We start from the raw sequence: 17,427 nt of genomic DNA on the forward strand, positions 1-17,427 counted from the left end.
GGGATAGACGCAAGATGACCGGGCAACTCAGGCTGGACGACTATCTTCAACGGTACTCTGAAACCGCGCCCGAGGCGCTGGCCCTGGCAGCCGCCGTCGATGCCATCGCTACCGCCGCGATCGAGATTGCCGACCTCACCGGCACCGGCCAGTTGTCCGATGCCTCGGGTCTGACCACCGGATGCAACAGCGACGGCGATCTGCAGCGCGACCTCGACCTGCGAGCGGATGCCGTCCTGCGCCGCTGCCTCGGCAAAGCGCCAATCGCGGCGCTTGCCTCGGAGGAGATGCGCGAGCCTCAGATCGTCGACCGCGCGGCAAGAATCTGCGTCGCGATCGATCCGCTCGACGGCTCCTCCAACATCGACATCAACATGACCGTAGGCACGATTTTCTCGATCCTGCCAGCGCCTGACGATCTCGGCATTGCCTTCCACCAGCGTGGCTCAGCGCAGCTTGCGGCGGGGTTCGTTACCTACGGTCCGCAGACCTCGCTGGTGTTGACGCTTGGCGATGGCGTTGACGTCTTCACGCTGGATCGCGCGCGCTGCTTCCGACTGGCGCGGCGCGGCGTGCAGATTCCCGAGACGGCCGACGAATTCGCGATCAACGCCTCGAACCGCCGGCACTGGGATGCGCCGGTGCGCGCCTTCGTCGACGAATGCCTCGCCGGCGTCGACGGTCCGGCGAACCGCAATTTCAACATGCGCTGGGTCGCATCGCTCGTTGCGGAAGCCTATCGCATCCTGACTCGCGGCGGCGTGTTCCTCTATCCCTCCGATGCGCGCCCCGGTTACGGCGACGGCCGCCTGCGCCTGACCTACGAGGCGCATCCGATGGCCTTCATCATGGAGCAGGCCGGCGGCGCGGCATCGACCGGGCGCGAGCGCATCCTCGATCTGGCCGCGCACAATCTGCACCAGCGCGTGCCGCTGATCATGGGCTCGCACCACGAGGTGCGGCGCGTCGAGGAACTGCATTGCGATCCGCTGCTGGTCGCGAGCGTGTCGGCGCCGCTGTTCGCGCGGCGCGGCTTCTTCCGGCTGTGAGGAGGATAGCGCATGTCCAGGAAGCATCCGATCATCTCGATCACCGGCTCCTCCGGCGCCGGCACGACCTCGGTCAAGAAGACCTTTGAGCAGATCTTCTTCCGCGAGCGCGTCAACGCCGTCTACATCGAGGGCGACGCGTTCCACCGCTACGACCGGGCCGAGATGCGCACGCAGATGGCGAAAGAGGCCGAGCGCGGCAACAAGCATTTCAGCCATTTCAGCCCCGAGACCAATCTGTTCGAGGAACTGGAGCGGGCGTTCCGCGACTATGGCGAGGCCGGCACCGCGGTGACGCGCCACTATATCCACGACGCCGAGGAGTCCGTGTTGCATGGCGCACCTCCCGGCACCTTCACCGAATGGCAGCGGTTGCCAGAAAATTCGGACCTCTTGTTCTATGAGGGCCTCCACGGTGCCGTCGTCACCGACAAGGTCAATGTCGCGCGCTATGCCGACTTAAAGATCGGCGTCGTGCCCGTCATCAATCTCGAATGGATCCAGAAGCTGCACCGCGACCGTAGCGCGCGCGGCTATTCGACCGAGGCGGTCACCGACACCATTTTGCGGCGGATGCCGGATTACATCCACTACATCTGCCCGCAATTCACCGAGACCGACATCAATTTCCAGCGCGTGCCGACGGTCGACACGTCCAATCCCTTCATCGCGCGCTGGATTCCGACGCCGGACGAATCGATGGTCGTGATCCGCTTCAAGAACCCGCGCGGCATCGACTTCCCCTATCTGCTCTCGATGCTGCCGCACAGCTTCATGTCGCGTGCAAACTCGATCGTCTGTCCCGGCGCCAAGCTCGATCTCGCGATGCAGCTCATTCTGACGCCTTTGATCATGCAGCTCATCGAGCGCAAGCGAAGCATGAAGTGATGCACGACGACAACGGGAGAATCCGATGAATATCTCGGTTCATGCCGAAGCCGACCTCAGCGCGGTCAGCCATACCGATCTCGCCAACGCCGTCCGCTTTCTCGCGGTCGATGCCATCGAGCAATCGCAGTCTGGCCATCCCGGCCTGCCCATGGGCATGGCCGACGTCGCGACCGTGTTGTTCTCGCGCTTCCTCAAATTCGACGCCGCGCATCCGAACTGGCCGGACCGTGACCGCTTCGTGCTTTCTGCTGGCCACGGATCGATGCTGCTCTATGCGCTGCTCTATCTCATCGGCGGCGCCGTCAGCCTCGACGACATCAGGGCGTTCCGGCAATGGGGCTCGAAGACGCCGGGTCATCCGGAATATGGCCACACGCCGGGCGTTGAGACCACAACGGGTCCGCTCGGGCAGGGGATTGCCACTGCCGTCGGCATGGCGCTCGCCGAGCGCATGGCCAACGCGCATCATGGCGACGGCCTCGTCGATCACTTCACCTACGTGATCGCCGGCGACGGCTGCCTGATGGAAGGCATCAGCCAGGAGGCGATCTCGCTCGCCGGTCATCTCCAGCTCAGTCGCATGATCGTGTTGTTCGACGACAACGGCATCTCCATCGACGGGCCGACCTCGCTTGCGACCTCCGACGATCACCTCGCGCGCTTCGCCGCCTCCGGCTGGTCGGTGCGTCGCATCGACGGCCATGATCCGGAAGCGGTCGCGCAGGCGATCGCGGAAGAGCGCCAAACCGCAAGGCCGTCGCTGATCGCCTGCCGAACCATCATCGGCTACGGCGCGCCAGACCGCCAGGGGACCGAGAAGGCTCATGGCGCGCCGCTCGGCACCGAGCAGACGGCGGCCGCGCGTCGGACTCTCGGCTGGGACTATCAGCCCTTCGTGGTGCCGATTCCGATCCTGAAGGCGTGGCGCATGATCGGGCAGCGCGGGCAGGTCGACCGCCTCGCCTGGCTCGATCGCTACGAGTGTGCGAGCCCTGCGCAGCGCGAGCTGTTCATCGAGGGCAAGGTTCTGGCCCTGCCGAGCGCCTATGCCCAGGCGTCGGCGAAGTTGCGCGAGCGCTTTGCCACCGAACGTCCGAAGCTTGCGACCCGGCAGGCCTCGCAACAGGTGCTCGACGGCATCGCCTCGTCGATCCCGGGGCTGATCGGCGGCTCGGCGGATCTGACCCATTCGAATCTGACGCATGCGAAGACGCAGGTTCCCGTCACGGGCGGCCGGTTTGCCGGCGACTACATCCACTACGGCATTCGTGAGCACGGCATGGCGGCCGCGATGAACGGCATCGCGCTGCATGGCGGCTTCATCCCCTATGGCGGCACGTTCCTCGCCTTCTCCGACTACAGCCGGCCGGCCATCCGGCTTGCAGCCCTGATGCGGCTGCGTGTCATCCACGTAATGACCCATGACTCCATCGGTCTTGGCGAAGATGGCCCGACGCACCAGCCGGTCGAGCATCTCGCCGCGCTCCGTGTGATTCCAAATTTGCTGGTGTTTCGTCCCGCCGACGCCGTGGAAACGCTGGAGGCATGGGACTGCGCGCTGGAAGCGACGAGGCGTCCCTCCGTGCTGTGCCTGTCGCGCCAGGCTTTGCCGACCTTTCGCAGCGATGCGCGCGGCACGAACCGCGTCGCGCGCGGCGCTTATCTCGTCGTCGCGCCTGACGGCGGCCGCGATGTGACGCTGATCGCAACGGGCTCGGAGGTTTCGATCGCGATCGAGGCCGCGCGCCTGCTCGCGACCGAGCATATCCGTGCGGCCGTGGTCTCGGCGCCATGCTTCGCACTGTTCGAGGAGCAGCGGGAAGAGTACCGCGCCGCCGTGCTGGGCACCGCGCCGCGCGTCGGCATCGAGGCTGCCGTCCTCGGCGACTGGCCGCGCTGGATCGGCGCTGACGGCGAATTCGTCGGCATGCGCGGCTTCGGCGCCTCGGCGCCGGCGCCCGTCCTCTATCGCGAGTTCAACATTACACCACAGAGCGTTGCGGAAGCGGCCAGGCGCTCGGTCGCCCGCGCGAGGGAAGGAAAAGCAGCATGAGCTTGCGTGTGGCCATCAACGGTTTTGGGCGGATCGGTCGCAACGTGCTGCGCGCGATCGCCGAGTCCCGCCGCAACGACGTCGAGGTGGTGTCCATCAATGACCTCGGTCCGGTCGAAACAAATGCACATCTGCTCCGGTATGACTCCGTCCATGGCCGCTTCCCGGGCGAAGTCAGGGTTGATGGTGACACCATCGACATAGGTGCTGGACCGATCAAGGTGACCGCGATCAAGGATCCGGCGCAACTGCCGCATCGCGCGCTCGGGATCGACATCGCGCTCGAATGTACTGGGCTCTTCACCTCACGCGACAAGGCGGCTGCACATCTTCAGGCCGGTGCCAAGCGCGTGCTGGTCTCGGCGCCCGCGAGCGAGGTCGACCTCACCGTCGTGTTCGGCGTCAACCATCTCAAGCTGACGAGCGACCACGTCGTGGTCTCCAACGCCTCGTGCTCGACCAATTGCCTCGCGCCGCTCGCCCAGGTGCTGGATGAAGCGGTCGGGATCGAGAAAGGCTTCATGACCACGATCCATTCGTACACCGGCGACCAGCCGACGCTCGATACCTACCACAAGGACCTCTATCGCGCCCGCGCCGCGGCGCTGTCGATGATCCCGACTTCGACCGGTGCGGCCAAGGCGGTCGGTCTGGTCCTGCCGGAGCTCAAGGGCAAGCTCGATGGCGTGGCGATCCGCGTGCCGACGCCGAACGTCTCGGCGGTGGATTTCAAATTCGTCGCCAGGCGCGCAACCAGCGCGAAGGAAATCAACGATGCCATGCAGGCCGCGGCGAACGGCTGGCTCAAGGGCATTCTGGGTGTCACCGATGCACCCAACGTCTCAACCGACTTCAACCACGATCCACGCTCCAGCATCGTCCATCTCGACCAGACCAGGGTCATGGACGGCAATCTGGTGCGGGTGATGAGCTGGTACGACAACGAATGGGGCTTTTCCAATCGCATGGCCGACACGGCGGTGGCGATAGGCCGGCTGATCTGAACTGAAAGACGAGAAACGAACGGAGACGTCCCTTGGCACGCATTACACTTCGACAACTGCTCGATCACGCCGCGACCCATGGCTACGCGGTGCCGGCGTTCAACATCAACAACATGGAGCAGGGCATCGCGATCATGCAGGCGGCGGCCGAGGTCGATGCGCCCGTGATCATGCAGGCCTCGCGCGGCGCACGCAGCTATGCGGGCGATCTCATGCTCTCGCACATGATCGATGCGCTGGAGCGAACCTATCCGGACATACCGCTCTGCATGCACCAGGACCACGGCAATGACGAGGCGACCTGTGCCAGTGCAATCGCCCATGGCTTCACCTCCGTCATGATGGACGGCTCGCTGAAGGCCGACGCCAAGACGGCGGCCGACTACGACTACAATGTCGCGATCACCCGCCGCGTCGTCGATCTCGCGCACTGGGTCGGCGCCTCCGTGGAAGGCGAGCTCGGTGTGCTCGGCTCGCTCGAGCATGGCGGCGGCGAGCAGGAGGATGGCCACGGCGTCGAGGGCAAGGTCAGCCACGACCAGTTGCTGACCGATCCCGATCAGGCCGTCGATTTCGTCCGCACCACCAAGGTCGATGCGCTCGCGATCGCCATGGGCACCTCGCACGGCGCCTACAAGTTCAGCCGCAAGCCGGATGGCGACATTCTGGCGATGCGGGTGGTCGAGGAGATTCATCGCCGGCTGCCGAATACTCATCTCGTCATGCATGGGTCCTCGTCGGTGCCGCAACCGCTCCAGGACATGTTCAACCAGTTCGGCGGCGAGATGCCGCAGACCTGGGGCGTGCCGGTGGAGGAGATCGTCCGCGGCATCAAGAGCGGCGTGCGCAAGGTCAACATCGATACCGACTGCCGCCTGGCGATGACCGCAGTGTTCCGCAAAGTGGCTTCACAGGCGCGTTCCGAGTTCGATCCACGCAAATTCCTGAAACCCGCGATGGATGCGATGCGCGAACTCTGCCGCGAGCGCTTCGAGCAGTTCGGCACCGCAGGCCATGCAAGCAAGATCAAGGTCATTCCCATGAGCGAGATGGCGCGGCGGTACCGCGCCGGCGAATTGGACCCGCGCATCGACGCCCGGGAATCCGTCGCGGCCTAATCAATCAGAGAGAGCAGAGAAGAGCAGGAGAGAGACATGAACGCACATGCAGGCACGGTTCGCGGCAAAGAGCGCTATCGCTCCGGCGTCATGGAATACAAGCGCATGGGCTATTGGGAGCCCGACTATGTGCCGAAGGACACCGACGTCATCGCGCTGTTCCGGGTGACGCCACAGGAGGGCGTCGACCCGATCGAGGCCTCGGCGGCCGTGGCCGGTGAATCCTCGACCGCGACCTGGACGGTGGTATGGACCGATCGTCTCACCGCAGCGGAGAAGTATCGCGCCAAGTGCTACCGCGTCGATCCGGTGCCGGGCACGCCGGGCTCGTATTTCGCCTATATCGCCTACGACCTCGACCTGTTCGAGCCGGGCTCGATCGCGAACCTCTCGGCCTCGATCATCGGCAATGTCTTCGGCTTCAAGCCGCTGAAGGCTTTGCGGCTTGAGGACATGCGCTTCCCGGTCGCCTATGTGAAGACATTCCAGGGGCCCGCGACCGGCATTGTGGTCGAGCGCGAGCGGCTCGACAAGTTCGGCCGGCCGCTGCTAGGAGCGACGGTGAAGCCGAAGCTCGGCCTCTCCGGGCGCAACTACGGCAGAGTCGTCTACGAAGCACTCAAAGGTGGACTCGACTTCACCAAGGATGACGAGAACATCAACTCGCAGCCCTTCATGCATTGGCGCGACCGCTTCCTCTATTGCATGGAGGCGGTAAACCGCGCGCAGGCCGCCTCGGGCGAGGTGAAAGGCACGTACCTCAACGTCACAGCCGCCACGATGGAGGACATGTATGAGCGCGCCGAGTTCGCCAAGGAGCTTGGCTCGGTCATCGTCATGATCGACCTCGTCATCGGCTACACCGCGATTCAGTCCATGGCGAAATGGGCGCGCCGCAACGATATGATCCTGCATCTGCACCGCGCCGGTCACTCGACCTATACACGGCAGAAGAGCCACGGTGTGTCGTTCCGCGTCATCGCCAAATGGATGCGGCTTGCCGGCGTCGACCATATCCATGCCGGCACTGTGGTCGGCAAGCTCGAAGGTGATCCCAACACCACGCGCGGCTATTACGACGTCTGTCGCGAGGACTTCAATTCCTTGAGGCTCGAGCATGGCCTGTTCTTCGATCAGTCCTGGGCGAGCTTGAACAAGATGATGCCAGTGGCCTCAGGCGGTATCCATGCCGGCCAGATGCACCAGTTGCTTGACCTCTTGGGCGAAGACGTCGTGCTGCAGTTCGGCGGCGGCACGATTGGTCATCCCATGGGGATTGCTGCGGGCGCGACAGCCAACCGCGTTGCGCTGGAAGCGATGATCCTCGCCCGCAACGAGGGCCGCGATTACGTCCACGAAGGGCCGGAGATCCTTGCCAAGGCGGCGCAGACTTGCACGCCGCTGAAGGCTGCGCTCGAGGTCTGGAAGGACGTGACCTTCAACTATCAATCCACCGATACGCCGGACTTCGTGCCGACGGCGCTGGAATCCGTTTGAGGAGACATGAGATGAAGCTGACACAAGGGTGTTTTTCCTACCTGCCGGATCTCACTGACGATCAAATCTACAAGCAGGTGCAGTACTGCCTCGCCAATGGCTGGGCCGTGAACATCGAGTTCACCGACGATCCGCATCCCCGCAACACCTATTGGGAGATGTGGGGTCTTCCGATGTTCGATCTTGCGGACGCCGCCGGCGTGATGATGGAGCTGGCCGAATGCCGCAGGGTTTATGGCGACCGCTATATCCGCATCAGCGGCTTCGATTCCAGCCACGGCTGGGAGTCGGTACGAATCTCCTTCCTCGTCAACCGGCCGAAGCAGGAGGCCGCGTTCGAGCTGGTGCGGCAGGAGGTTGCCGGCCGCGCGATCCGCTATACCACCATCCGCAAGCCGGCAGAACACGCTTCGGCTTAGAAAGCATTCGTTTCCGCGCGGAGCTCTCCCTGCTCCGCTTCCTTGGCGGACAACTGCTTCGCTGCCATTCGCGGCGAAGCCCTTTTTCTTCGAGATGCGCCATGCTTGATCTGCCACATGCAAAAGCCACCGAGACGAGCGAGGCCGTTTTCGATCTCCGCAAGGAAACCGAAGCGGCAGGCATCACCGAGACGCTGCGCGAGCTCGATCGGGAGCTGATCGGGCTGAAGCCGGTGAAGGGTCGGGTGAGCCAGATCGCTTCGCTCCTCCTCATCGAGCGGATCCGCCAGCGCGCTGGCCTCGTCGCCGCGCCGCCGACGCTGCACATGTCCTTCACCGGCAATCCGGGTACCGGCAAGACCACCGTCGCGCTGCGTATGGCAAAGATCCTTCACGGCCTCGGTTTCGTGCGGCGCGGGCAGGTGATCTCGGTGACGCGCGATGATCTCGTCGGGCAATACATTGGCCATACTGCGCCGAAGACGAAGGAGATCTTGAAGAAAGCAATGGGCGGCGTGTTGTTCATCGACGAGGCCTACTACCTGCATCGTCCCGACAATGAGCGCGACTATGGCCAGGAGGCGATCGAGATCCTGCTCCAGGTGATGGAGAACCAGCGTGAGGACCTCGTGGTCATCCTCGCCGGTTATGGCGAGCGGATGACGAATTTCTTTGCCTCCAATCCAGGCTTCCGCTCGCGCATCGCCCACCACATCGAATTTCCCGACTATTCCGAACAGGAATTGCTCTTTATTGCAGACTTGATGTTGCAGGAGCGGGGATATCGCTTCTCGAGTGCCGCGCGCGAGGCCTTTGAAAGGTACATCGCGCTGCGCCGGACGCAGCCGTTCTTCTCAAATGCGCGCTCGATCCGCAACGCAGTCGATCGCATCCGGTTGCGTCAGGCCGACCGGCTGGTTGCCGATCTCGATCGCGCGCTTGGGATTGCGGACCTGGAGACCATCGATTCTTCGGACGTGCTGGCAAGCCGCGTGTTCAGCGGCGTGGCGGGTGAGCAGAGCGCGAAGCCATGACCCCCGAGATCGTCATCGCCCCCTCGATCCTTGCGGCCAACTTTGCAAGGCTCGGTGAGGAGATCGCCGCGATCGATGCGGCTGGAGCGGACTGGATCCATTGCGACGTGATGGATGGGCATTTTGTGCCCAACATCAGCTTTGGCGCCGACGTGATCAAGGCGATCAGGCCGTTCACGACCAAGACGTTCGACGTTCATCTCATGATCGCGCCGACCGATACCTATCTCGAAGCCTTCGCGAAAGCCGGTGCCGACATCATCACGGTCCATGCCGAAGCCGGCCCGCATCTCGATCGCTCGTTGCAGGCGATCCGCGCGCTCGGCAAGAAGGCCGGCGTGAGCCTGTGCCCGGCAACGCCGGAAGCTGCGATCGAATATCTGCTCGATCGCGTCGACCTGATCCTGGTGATGACGGTCAATCCGGGCTTCGGCGGGCAATCGTTCTTGGGATCGCAGATCGAGAAGATCCAGCGCATCCGCGCGATGATCGGCGACCGGCCGATCCGGCTCCAGGTCGATGGCGGCGTCACGCGCGACAACGCGGCCCTCGTTGCGGCTGCCGGCGCGGATACGCTGGTGGCGGGATCGGCGGTGTTCCTCGGCAACGGCAGTGCCGACTACGCGAGCAACATTGCAGCGATCCGCGGTGCTGCGGAAGCCGGCCGGGTTCCGAAGCGGCAATTGAGTTCGGCTTCGCTGGTGCGGGCTGGCGAGAGCGAGTTGGTTCAATAACCGCGGGTCACTCGCCGCCTTCGGGGCGGTGCAGGGCTACCTGGTCGGGTAACCACCTGATCGAAAGGTATTTGGATGCGATAGCACCGCTCCAAATGAAAGAGCCGCCGGTTCCAGTTCCGTGCGGCTCGCGAAGTCGCAGGGCTGTATGCAGATCTGCCGCAGCCTATGTGTACCGCCGTTACCTTGTTTGCGGCCATACAAAGAAACCCATACCGAAAATTGCTGCATTTGGCTGTGACTTGCCCCACAGATGCCGCAACTTTGTGGCATGTAAGGATTCAGGTTTCGGCGAAACTTTCCCCAAAGTTTGACCCAGGGCAATGCCAACGGGCCAAGATCCGCGTTAACTCTTTCAAGGAAGGAGTGATCGACGCAGCAAATGTTTCGCACGAATGCAATGAGTGTGACGCAAACCGGCGAAATAAGCCGGGCATAGCCAAGGTGGGAGATTCTCATGGAGAACGTGCGTCGGTACCGTGCTCTGGCGTCCCTGTGCCGTCAGCAGGCGGCATATCGACCCCTGCAAAGCTGGGATCTTCTCGGCCAGGCCGAGCATTTCGAACATCTCGCCGAAGCCGAGCTGAAGGCTCACTTCGACGCTTGCAATACACAGGGCTCTGACGACGCAGCAGCCCCGGCAGATTGGCAGCACACCGCAGCCGCTTGAGGCGCAGGCTAGTCCGCTAATGCGACATTAGCGTCGGGACCGTCATGGTTTGCAGCATGGCGCGGGTAACGCCGCCCAGCACGCGCTCCTGCAAACGCGAGTGGCCGTAGCCGCCCATTATCAGCAGATCGAGGCTCTCATCGGCCGCGAGTGACAGGATGGTCGGTTGAATGTCGGCGCGGCTCGCCGACAGACCGACGATGCGGGCTTCCAGCCCGAGCCGTGCCAGATGTCTTGCGAGCTGATCTGCAGAAGCCGCGCCGGGTGCTGACGTCGACTCGTTCACCGTCATGATGACGATCTCCCCGGCCCGCGACAGGAACGGCATCGCGTCGCGCAACGCGCGCGCCGCGACGCGGCTGCCATCCCAGGCAACGCCGATCCGCCGTGTCTTGAAGGTGCCGCGGAAGATATGTGGCAGGAACAACACCGGCCCACCCGCTTGGAACAAGATCTCCTGTGGCAGGTCGCTGTCGAAGGATCCATGCTCTGCATCGGGCTGTAGCACGATGCAGAGGTCGTGGACGCGTGCCATCACGCCGACCATGTCGATCGCTTCCGCCGGGATCGCACCGACCGGGTGGCAGTGATGGGAAATGCCCGCATGCCCGGCTTCCGTCTCGAATACCGTGAGCGCCGTCTCTGCGCGCTCTACCGCGCGCTCGCGCTCCATCTCGAACACGGCAGCCACCGCCGCGCCGCCTTCCATCACATAGGCCGTACTGGTTGCGACATAGCCGACCGAGACCGCATCGAGATGGGCGTTGAAGCCTGCTGCGAGCGACACCGCGCCGTCGATGACCGGGCGCATTGGGCGTTCGGTCGGGATGTGGACGAGAATGTCTTTGAACATGGCCGCGCCTCCGGCGGAGATCATTTCCACGCCGTAATTTTTCACCGATCCATCGATGCGCGTTGACCTGCATCAAGCCTGCCACCCGCGGCGGCACGTCGCAGCTTTCTTTGCCAAGAATTAATCGCGTGGACGGGACATCGTAATGTTGCGTGGTCAATGTTTGGAGCAAGGCGACTGCTCATCCAACATGGACATTTCGACATGAATGATCACATCAATTCCGACTCTGCCCGTCCCGGCGCGGCCAAGCTGCGCGCCATCCTGAAATCCCGGCGGGCCGCGCTGCTCGGCACCGTGGCCGCGCTCGGCGTTGCGGTGCTCGCTGCTGCGCCGAACGGATATTCGCCGTTCAACGGCGCTTCCTTCACATCGCCTGCGCTCGCTGCCGAGACGACGCCGACCCCGCCCGGCTTTGCCGATCTGGTGGCCAAGGTGAAGCCCGCCGTGATCTCGGTGCGCGTCAAGATCGACCAGACCGACGACAAGAACGCGATGCTGCAGCAGAACCGGATGGATTCGGACGAGGATTCTCCGTTCGATCAACTCCCAAAGGAGTTCGGGTTCCGTCTGCCCAAGGGCATGCAGCAGATGCCCAACGGCATGCCACAGCGCCACCGCGTGATTACCGGTGAAGGCTCGGGCTTCTTCATCTCGGCCGACGGCTATGCGGTGACCAACAATCACGTCGTCGACCACGCCCAGTCCGTGCAGGTGACGGCGGACGACGGCACGATCTACACGGCCAAGGTTGTCGGCACGGATCCGAAGACCGACCTCGCGCTGATCAAGGTCGACGGCAAGAAGGACTTTCCGTTCGTGAAATTCTCCGAGCAGCGCCCGCGGATCGGCGACTGGGTGGTTGCCGTCGGTAACCCGTTCGGCCTCGGCGGCACGGTGACGGCGGGCATCGTCTCGGCCAATGGCCGCGACATCGGCGCAGGTCCCTATGACGATTACATCCAGATCGACGCGCCCATCAACAAGGGCAATTCCGGCGGTCCGGCCTTCGACATGAACGGCAACGTGATCGGCGTGAACACTGCGATCTTCTCGCCGTCTGGCGGCTCGGTCGGCATCGGCTTCGACATTCCGGCCAATACCGCAAAGCTCGTCGTCGCCCAGCTCAAGGACAACGGCTCGGTCACGCGCGGCTGGCTCGGCGTCCAGGTGCAGCCGGTGACGGCTGATATCGCCGACAGTCTCGGGCTGAAGGAAGCCCGCGGCGCGATCGTCGACACGCCCCAGGACAACAGCCCGGCGTCCAAGGCCGGCATCGAGGCCGGTGACGTCATCACCGCCGTCAACGGCACCGCGATCAAGGACTCGCGCGATCTCGCCCGTACTATCGGCACGATGGCGCCGGGCAGCTCGGTGAAGCTCGACGTCTGGCACAAGGGCGAGAGCAAGACCGTGAGCGTGAACCTCGGCCAGCTTCCGAACGAGCGTCAGGCGAAGGCGAATGACAAGGCGGACGAAGGTCAGCCGACCGCGGGAACGCCGCGTCTCGGCCTCAGCCTCGCTCCGGCCGGGGACGTGCAGGGCGCGGGCCAGAAGGGTGTCGTCGTCACATCCGTTGATCCGGAAGGCCCCGCGGCGAGCCACGGCATCCAGACCGGCGACGTCATCCTCAATGTTGGTGGCAAGGCTGTCGCCAGCATCGACGACGTCCGGACTGAGCTGAAGCAGGCGAAATCCGCTGGCAAGCGCAGCGTGCTGTTGCAGGTGAAGAGCGCGGAGGCGACGAAGTTCGTCGCGGTGCCGCTCGCCTAAGCAAAGAAAGTTCGCACAAAAAAAGAGGCGGCCTCGCGGCCGCCTCTTTCGCATCGGCTCGGCTTACCAACAGCAGTGTCGCAACCCGTCTCGGCCGATATAGGTCATGCCGGGTTCGCGTTACCCGCCGCGGAATGGTGCGGTCGCTATCGCGCCTGACGTTCCGATTGCACCGCCGATCCCGCCGGCGGCTACGTCGCCCGGCCAGAAACAAAGCCGCTCATTTGGGGGATAAAACCAGCAGCGTCCGATAACATTCGCGTTAACGGATCTGTTGCTGACTGGGTTCGGCCCAAAAATTCACATTCACTCAAGGCGGTCGCGAGTCGCCCTTTGCGGCTCGGCGGGCGAAGGTTGGTTTCATCAGCGGAACTCCCGGAGGGGGTGTCGCTTTGTGGAACTGGACCTCGTCAGGGATCGGTGCCAACGATGGATCGATTGAAGGCCTTCAGCCGGGGCGCGTTGCTGCTCATGCCGCTTGTGCTCTGCACCCAAAGCGCGCTGGGTCGCGACGACGGACGCTTTACGGATTCGCCGCTCAAGCCATGGTTCGACAGTCTGCGCAGCCACCTGGGTCCATGCTGCTCAGATGCCGATGGCGTGGCTGTCGCCGACCCCGATTGGGAATCGTATGGGGGGCACTATCGCGTGCGCATCGATGGTCAGTGGGTCGAGGTGCCCGATGAGGCGGTTATCACCGAGCCCAACCGGGCGGGGCGAACCATGGTTTGGCCGGTGAAAACGGCGTTCGGCATTTCGATCCGCTGCTTCATGCCCGGCACGATGATCTAAAAGGAACGCATCGACATTGCGCGGCGCACGAGAGCTTCGCGCGCCGTCGAATGTCGTATCACCGTGACCGCTTCTTACTCGACTTCTTCTTCGAGCTCTTCCGCTTCGATGTCTTCTTCGGGACCTTCTTGCCCTTCTTGCGCGCCTTCGACAGGCCGATCGCGATCGCCTGCTTGCGGCTCTTCACGCGTCCACCGCGGCCGCCACGGCCGCTCTTGGCCGTGCCTTTTTTGTAGCGGCGCATTTCGCTTTCGACATCCTTGCCGGAGCTCCTCGAGTAGCGCCGTTTCTTTACCTTGCGTGCCATGAGCATCCTCTCTTCAAGAACAGAACCATTCCGCATATGCATGGTTCCGTCTGCCGGGCGGCCCGATCGACCACCACTGGACCAAGGCGATGATCGCCAGCGCGGACGGCTCGAAGCTCTATGTCGGCGTCGGCTCCAACAGCAATATCGTCGAGAACGGGATCGGCGCCGAGCGCGATCGGGCCGCGATCTGGGAGGTCGATCGCGAGTCGGGAGCTCGCGCCTGTTCGCGAAAGGTTTTCGAAATCCGACCGGGCTCGGCTTCGAACCGCAGAGCGGAAAGCTCTGGACCATCGTCAACGAGCGCGACGAGCTCGGCCCCGATCTCGTGCCCGACGATCTGACCTCGGTGAGGGACGGCGGCTTCTACGGCTGGCCTTACAGTTATTATGGCAAGCATCTCGATCCACGCGTTCAGCCGCAGCGGCCGGATCTCGTGGAGAATGCGATCGTACCCGACTATGCGCTTAGCTCGCATGTCGCTGCCCTGGGTCTTGCCTTCTACACAGCCAGCGCGCTGCCGGAGAGCTACCGCGGCGGCGCCTTCGTCGGCGAGCACGGGAGCTGGAATCGCCAGACGCTCAATGGCTACAAGGTCGTGTACGTACCGTTCAGGAACGGCCAATCCGACGGCAAGGCACAGGACGTCGTGACCGGCTTTCTCGACAGCGACAACAAGGCGCGCGGGCGTCCGGTAGGGCTGGCGGTCGACAAATCCGGCGCGCTTCTGATTGCGGATGATTCCGGCAACACCGTCTGGCGCGTGACCGCCAGCGGTTGAGGCGCGAGGGAGAACAAAACCATCCCGCGCGGAACGGACCGGCAGCAGTGCGGATTAACCGCCATGGTCATGATCAATATCCTCGACAAGCCGTTCGAACGCATCCGCGAGACCTGCGAGATGATGGGCGCGCGCGACAAGTTCGAACGCACGCTCCCTGAGCTAGAGACTTTCCTCGAAGCGGAGATCGCCAGAGGGGAGACCGGCGAGGCGCGGCTCACCTATGACGGGCTCTGCTTCCTCAAGGAAGCCTTTGCGCGGACGTGACCCGGCAGGTCAGAACGAATTGGCAAGCTCGATCTCGGCCTCCAGCGCCTGGATGCGTTTTGCTGCCTCGTCGAAGCTGAGATCTCTCGCATACTGGCCGGGCTGATAGGCCTCCTCGCTCAGCCGCCTCAGCCGCAGGACCTGAGCCCGGGTCATCTGCACGGCAAGGAAATCCTTGGCGTCGTATTTACCTTCCACTCGCATTTCCACTCTCCATGCCTGAATCGTGACTTGACTATATGTTCTTATTTTGTTCTAACAAGCCATGGACAACAGAATTAATGAAATTCGTTGTAAAATCAGTGCATTAAGGTCGGAGATGATCGGCCTTGAGGCGTCGGTGCGCGACCTCATCGATCGCGATCGCGATTGCAGCGAAAGCGCGCTTCGATTGCTCGGATTGCGCCTCGACATGAAGCGGCTGATCGCCGACTGGAAGGCGGCCGGCGGTGGTGATCTTCTGCCCAATATCGGTGAGCGGGTGAGTCTCCGCGCCGGGGCGAACAATGCGGGCAAACCGGTGCGCATCGCCGCGCGTCCTTAGACTTTCGGAGGCTCGCCGTGGATGAGGACCCGGACTCGTACCGGATTCTGAAACTGCGTGCCGAGATTCTCGAGCTGGGCTCGGCCATTCGCCAGTTGCAGCGTGCAGGCCTCGACGATGCCGCAGCCCTGCTTTTGATCGCGCGCAAGCGCGCGACACTCGAAGCCCTGGTGAAGTGCGAGCCGCAAGGCGCAGCGCCGTCTCGTACCGACCTCAAATCTTAACATGCCTGACATCCGACGCGGCTAAGTCAGTCACGTCTCGTGACGTGCGGGAGTCTTCCGATGTCGGACATCCAGACGACAGCTCTGCTGCGCGCGGTTCTTGATGAGGTCTGCGCGGGTATCCCTGCAGTCGAGACGGCCGCGCGCGAACGCGTCGCCGCGACAGTTCTCGAGATGATCCGGATGGGCTGCTGCTCGCCCGACGAACTGAGGCGTGCTGGCCGGGACGCGCTCAATCGCGCGCCGACAATGTGGCCCTAGCGGCGTGCCTCGCATCCTGCCGATCAAGAAGAAAGCCCCGCGGAGGCGGGGCTTTCGCGGGTGGCGCGAATGCGCTCACTTCGAGTTCATACTGCCGGCCTGATTGGTGCCCGGGCCGACATTGCCCTGGCTCGACGGATTGGCGGCTCCGCCGCCGCTCGACTTCATGTTCGCGCCCGTCGTGGTCTGCGACGACGTCGTGGAGGAATGGTGCTTCTTGTGCGTTTTGGCTTGGGCAGCCAATGGCGCGGCGGCGAGGCCCATGGCCATGATCATCGCTAAGGCGAGTTTTGTTTTGTTCATGCGCGGAACTCCCTTGAGTTAAATTGATGCAGGGAGCCAACAGCGATTAAGCGCGGGAGTTCCAGTGCCAGCGCAACATGCGCCGTCACGCGTGCTTCAAGTTTCCTTGTCATCCATGAGAACAAAGACCGCGCCGGTCAGTGTTGCGCCGATCGCAAAGCTCGTCACGAGTGCGATGACGAACACGAAAATGGCCGGGCTTCCACCGTCTCTGAGCAGCGCCGCGACGGCCGGATTGAGGAGCACGAGCGCGAGGCCAAAGGTGAGCCCGAGGGCCGCACCCATCATCGCCTGCGTCATCAGCGTGATGGCGCCTGCCGTCGAAACCAAACGTGGCGATTTTCGCGTGCGCATTGTCGTCCTCGACAATCATTCTGAGAACGCGCCGGATCATCGCGAGTTCCTAGAACGCCGTATCTGCCTGAATAAATGTTCATCTTGCGCGATTTTCAGGTGGCGTTCATGCAAGGCCTGAGAAGATCGGGACCGAAGCAACGACAAGGAAAGCTTGATCATGGGAAAGGTGATTTATCTGTACCGCTCCCTTGCCTATCGCAACGCAGCGGCGGAAATGCTGCGCAAGGCGCGCACGCTGCCGCGTGGCGCGGAGCAGCGCGCCGCGCGCAGCTACGCGATGGCATTGCGCGATCTGGAGCGGAACGAAGCCTGGCTCGAGGGGCGCATCGCGGATGCGCCGTTGCAGATGCAGGCGGTGAGGGTGCGCGCCCGACGCTAGAGCGTGAACCGGAAAAGTGTGGAGCGGTTTTCCCTCGCGACAAACGCGGAACGCGTTTGCGCGGGGATCATGGTCAAACAACAACCTGGAGCGCGACGACGATTCATCCCAATCGCG

22 protein-coding genes and 1 pseudogene are annotated in these 17,427 nt (G+C 63.3%); 18 read left to right on the forward strand and 5 right to left on the reverse strand.

The features are described from left to right. Nucleotides 1–14 precede the first annotated feature (14 nt). The 10 genes from SO156_RS29710 to SO156_RS29755 all read left to right on the forward strand — a co-directional run bounded on the left by SO156_RS29710 (nt 15) and on the right by SO156_RS29755 (nt 10,469). A complete protein-coding gene (locus SO156_RS29710) occupies nt 15–1,049 on the forward strand; it encodes a class 1 fructose-bisphosphatase (RefSeq protein WP_498537242.1) in 1,035 nt (344 codons plus the stop codon). 12 nt (nt 1,050–1,061) lie between these two features. Beyond that, nucleotides 1,062–1,937 (forward strand): phosphoribulokinase, encoded by an 876-nt coding sequence (locus SO156_RS29715; RefSeq protein ID WP_498537243.1) that lies wholly within the window; start codon nt 1,062–1,064, stop codon nt 1,935–1,937. A 25-nt stretch (nt 1,938–1,962) separates the two neighbouring features. After that, entirely contained in the window at nt 1,963–3,993 is a 2,031-nt protein-coding gene (gene tkt / locus SO156_RS29720; RefSeq protein WP_498537244.1) for a transketolase, read from the forward strand. After that, a complete protein-coding gene (gene gap, locus SO156_RS29725; RefSeq protein ID WP_498537245.1) occupies nt 3,990–4,997 on the forward strand; it encodes a type I glyceraldehyde-3-phosphate dehydrogenase in 1,008 nt (335 codons plus the stop codon). Before tkt ends, gap begins: the two co-directional genes overlap by 4 nt. 32 nt (nt 4,998–5,029) lie before the next feature. Further along, nucleotides 5,030–6,115 carry a class II fructose-bisphosphate aldolase gene (gene fba / locus SO156_RS29730; protein ID WP_498537246.1) on the forward strand — a complete coding sequence of 362 codons (1,086 nt, stop codon included), beginning with the start codon at nt 5,030–5,032 and terminating at the stop codon, nt 6,113–6,115. Between the two features lie 36 nt (nt 6,116–6,151). Then, a complete protein-coding gene (locus tag SO156_RS29735; RefSeq protein WP_458150591.1) occupies nt 6,152–7,612 on the forward strand; it encodes a form I ribulose bisphosphate carboxylase large subunit in 1,461 nt (486 codons plus the stop codon). A gap of 11 nt (nt 7,613–7,623) precedes the next feature. Continuing rightward, entirely contained in the window at nt 7,624–8,031 is a 408-nt protein-coding gene (locus SO156_RS29740) for a ribulose bisphosphate carboxylase small subunit (RefSeq protein WP_458150592.1), read from the forward strand. A gap of 101 nt (nt 8,032–8,132) precedes the next feature. Then, entirely contained in the window at nt 8,133–9,065 is a 933-nt protein-coding gene (cbbX, locus tag SO156_RS29745; protein WP_498537247.1) for a CbbX protein, read from the forward strand. Then, a complete protein-coding gene (gene rpe / locus SO156_RS29750; RefSeq protein ID WP_498537248.1) occupies nt 9,062–9,799 on the forward strand; it encodes a ribulose-phosphate 3-epimerase in 738 nt (245 codons plus the stop codon). Before cbbX ends, rpe begins: the two co-directional genes overlap by 4 nt. A 457-nt stretch (nt 9,800–10,256) precedes the next feature. Further along, nucleotides 10,257–10,469 (forward strand): hypothetical protein, encoded by a 213-nt coding sequence (locus tag SO156_RS29755; RefSeq protein ID WP_458150595.1) that lies wholly within the window; start codon nt 10,257–10,259, stop codon nt 10,467–10,469. 16 nt (nt 10,470–10,485) lie between these two features. On the opposite strand, the gene SO156_RS29760 is transcribed toward SO156_RS29755, so the two are convergent. Further along, nucleotides 10,486–11,322, reverse strand: a complete 837-nt coding sequence (locus SO156_RS29760; RefSeq protein WP_498537249.1) for a universal stress protein — start codon at nt 11,320–11,322, stop codon at nt 10,486–10,488. 204 nt (nt 11,323–11,526) lie between these two features. Here SO156_RS29760 and SO156_RS29765 point away from each other — a divergent pair, with 204 nt between their 5' ends. Further along, nucleotides 11,527–13,095, forward strand: a complete 1,569-nt coding sequence (locus SO156_RS29765) for a Do family serine endopeptidase (protein ID WP_458150597.1) — start codon at nt 11,527–11,529, stop codon at nt 13,093–13,095. Nucleotides 13,096–13,524: 429 nt separating this feature from the next. Further along, nucleotides 13,525–13,887 carry a hypothetical protein gene (locus SO156_RS29770; RefSeq protein WP_458150598.1) on the forward strand — a complete coding sequence of 121 codons (363 nt, stop codon included), beginning with the start codon at nt 13,525–13,527 and terminating at the stop codon, nt 13,885–13,887. A gap of 58 nt (nt 13,888–13,945) precedes the next feature. Here the strand turns inward: SO156_RS29770 and SO156_RS29775 are convergent, their stop codons facing one another. Further along, nucleotides 13,946–14,194: a DUF6496 domain-containing protein gene (locus SO156_RS29775; protein ID WP_498537250.1), complete on the reverse strand. Its 249-nt coding sequence runs from the start codon at nt 14,192–14,194 to the stop codon at nt 13,946–13,948. A 50-nt stretch (nt 14,195–14,244) separates the two neighbouring features. Here SO156_RS29775 and SO156_RS29780 point away from each other — a divergent pair. Both SO156_RS29780 and SO156_RS29785 read left to right on the forward strand, forming a co-directional pair. After that, nucleotides 14,245–14,975 (forward strand): annotated as a pseudogene (locus SO156_RS29780) (PQQ-dependent sugar dehydrogenase); the annotation flags it as partial. 63 nt (nt 14,976–15,038) lie between these two features. Further along, entirely contained in the window at nt 15,039–15,242 is a 204-nt protein-coding gene (locus SO156_RS29785; protein WP_498537251.1) for a hypothetical protein, read from the forward strand. Between the two features lie 9 nt (nt 15,243–15,251). Here SO156_RS29785 and SO156_RS29790 read toward each other — a convergent pair whose 3' ends face one another. Further along, nucleotides 15,252–15,446, reverse strand: coding sequence for a DUF3072 domain-containing protein (locus SO156_RS29790; RefSeq protein WP_458150601.1), 195 nt, complete (start codon nt 15,444–15,446; stop codon nt 15,252–15,254). 115 nt (nt 15,447–15,561) lie between these two features. On the opposite strand from SO156_RS29790, the gene SO156_RS29795 reads away from it, so the two are divergent. Genes SO156_RS29795 through SO156_RS29805 form a run of 3 tightly spaced genes read left to right on the forward strand, consistent with a single transcriptional unit; the run spans nt 15,562 to nt 16,271 of the window. Beyond that, nucleotides 15,562–15,786, forward strand: a complete 225-nt coding sequence (locus SO156_RS29795) for a hypothetical protein (RefSeq protein ID WP_498537252.1) — start codon at nt 15,562–15,564, stop codon at nt 15,784–15,786. 17 nt (nt 15,787–15,803) lie between these two features. Beyond that, entirely contained in the window at nt 15,804–16,010 is a 207-nt protein-coding gene (locus tag SO156_RS29800; RefSeq protein WP_498537253.1) for a hypothetical protein, read from the forward strand. A gap of 60 nt (nt 16,011–16,070) precedes the next feature. Next, nucleotides 16,071–16,271: a hypothetical protein gene (locus SO156_RS29805; protein WP_498537254.1), complete on the forward strand. Its 201-nt coding sequence runs from the start codon at nt 16,071–16,073 to the stop codon at nt 16,269–16,271. A 75-nt stretch (nt 16,272–16,346) separates the two neighbouring features. On the opposite strand, the gene SO156_RS29810 is transcribed toward SO156_RS29805, so the two are convergent. Together SO156_RS29810 and SO156_RS29815 are read right to left on the reverse strand one after the other, a co-directional pair. Beyond that, nucleotides 16,347–16,574: a hypothetical protein gene (locus SO156_RS29810; RefSeq protein ID WP_498537255.1), complete on the reverse strand. Its 228-nt coding sequence runs from the start codon at nt 16,572–16,574 to the stop codon at nt 16,347–16,349. 96 nt (nt 16,575–16,670) lie between these two features. After that, complete coding sequence (locus SO156_RS29815) at nt 16,671–16,928, reverse strand: hypothetical protein (RefSeq protein ID WP_498537256.1); 258 nt, start codon at nt 16,926–16,928, stop codon at nt 16,671–16,673. Nucleotides 16,929–17,088: 160 nt separating this feature from the next. Here SO156_RS29815 and SO156_RS29820 point away from each other — a divergent pair, with 160 nt between their 5' ends. Continuing rightward, entirely contained in the window at nt 17,089–17,310 is a 222-nt protein-coding gene (locus SO156_RS29820; RefSeq protein ID WP_458150607.1) for a hypothetical protein, read from the forward strand. The last annotated feature ends 117 nt before the right edge of the window (nt 17,311–17,427 follow it).

This window comes from Bradyrhizobium sp. UFLA05-125 (genome assembly GCF_059803515.1).

What these genes read in the sequence shown, in the direction of transcription:
- cbbX (WP_498537247.1), top strand. Translation starts at nt 8,133, where the DNA reads ATGCTTGATCTGCCACATGCAAAAGCCACCGAGACGAGCGAGGCCGTT.
- SO156_RS29755 (WP_458150595.1), top strand. Translation starts at nt 10,257, where the DNA reads ATGGAGAACGTGCGTCGGTACCGTGCTCTGGCGTCCCTGTGCCGTCAG.
- SO156_RS29810 (WP_498537255.1), bottom strand. Translation starts at nt 16,574, where the DNA reads ATGAACAAAACAAAACTCGCCTTAGCGATGATCATGGCCATGGGCCTC.
- SO156_RS29815 (WP_498537256.1), bottom strand. Translation starts at nt 16,928, where the DNA reads ATGCGCACGCGAAAATCGCCACGTTTGGTTTCGACGGCAGGCGCCATC.
- SO156_RS29770 (WP_458150598.1), top strand. Translation starts at nt 13,525, where the DNA reads ATGGATCGATTGAAGGCCTTCAGCCGGGGCGCGTTGCTGCTCATGCCG.
- SO156_RS29790 (WP_458150601.1), bottom strand. Translation starts at nt 15,446, where the DNA reads ATGCGAGTGGAAGGTAAATACGACGCCAAGGATTTCCTTGCCGTGCAG.
- SO156_RS29765 (WP_458150597.1), top strand. Translation starts at nt 11,527, where the DNA reads ATGAATGATCACATCAATTCCGACTCTGCCCGTCCCGGCGCGGCCAAG.
- SO156_RS29715 (WP_498537243.1), top strand. Translation starts at nt 1,062, where the DNA reads ATGTCCAGGAAGCATCCGATCATCTCGATCACCGGCTCCTCCGGCGCC.
- SO156_RS29795 (WP_498537252.1), top strand. Translation starts at nt 15,562, where the DNA reads ATGATCGGCCTTGAGGCGTCGGTGCGCGACCTCATCGATCGCGATCGC.
- SO156_RS29785 (WP_498537251.1), top strand. Translation starts at nt 15,039, where the DNA reads ATGGTCATGATCAATATCCTCGACAAGCCGTTCGAACGCATCCGCGAG.
- SO156_RS29735 (WP_458150591.1), top strand. Translation starts at nt 6,152, where the DNA reads ATGAACGCACATGCAGGCACGGTTCGCGGCAAAGAGCGCTATCGCTCC.
- SO156_RS29760 (WP_498537249.1), bottom strand. Translation starts at nt 11,322, where the DNA reads ATGTTCAAAGACATTCTCGTCCACATCCCGACCGAACGCCCAATGCGC.
- SO156_RS29740 (WP_458150592.1), top strand. Translation starts at nt 7,624, where the DNA reads ATGAAGCTGACACAAGGGTGTTTTTCCTACCTGCCGGATCTCACTGAC.
- tkt (WP_498537244.1), top strand. Translation starts at nt 1,963, where the DNA reads ATGAATATCTCGGTTCATGCCGAAGCCGACCTCAGCGCGGTCAGCCAT.
- SO156_RS29710 (WP_498537242.1), top strand. Translation starts at nt 15, where the DNA reads ATGACCGGGCAACTCAGGCTGGACGACTATCTTCAACGGTACTCTGAA.
- SO156_RS29805 (WP_498537254.1), top strand. Translation starts at nt 16,071, where the DNA reads ATGTCGGACATCCAGACGACAGCTCTGCTGCGCGCGGTTCTTGATGAG.
- gap (WP_498537245.1), top strand. Translation starts at nt 3,990, where the DNA reads ATGAGCTTGCGTGTGGCCATCAACGGTTTTGGGCGGATCGGTCGCAAC.
- SO156_RS29775 (WP_498537250.1), bottom strand. Translation starts at nt 14,194, where the DNA reads ATGGCACGCAAGGTAAAGAAACGGCGCTACTCGAGGAGCTCCGGCAAG.
- rpe (WP_498537248.1), top strand. Translation starts at nt 9,062, where the DNA reads ATGACCCCCGAGATCGTCATCGCCCCCTCGATCCTTGCGGCCAACTTT.
- SO156_RS29820 (WP_458150607.1), top strand. Translation starts at nt 17,089, where the DNA reads ATGGGAAAGGTGATTTATCTGTACCGCTCCCTTGCCTATCGCAACGCA.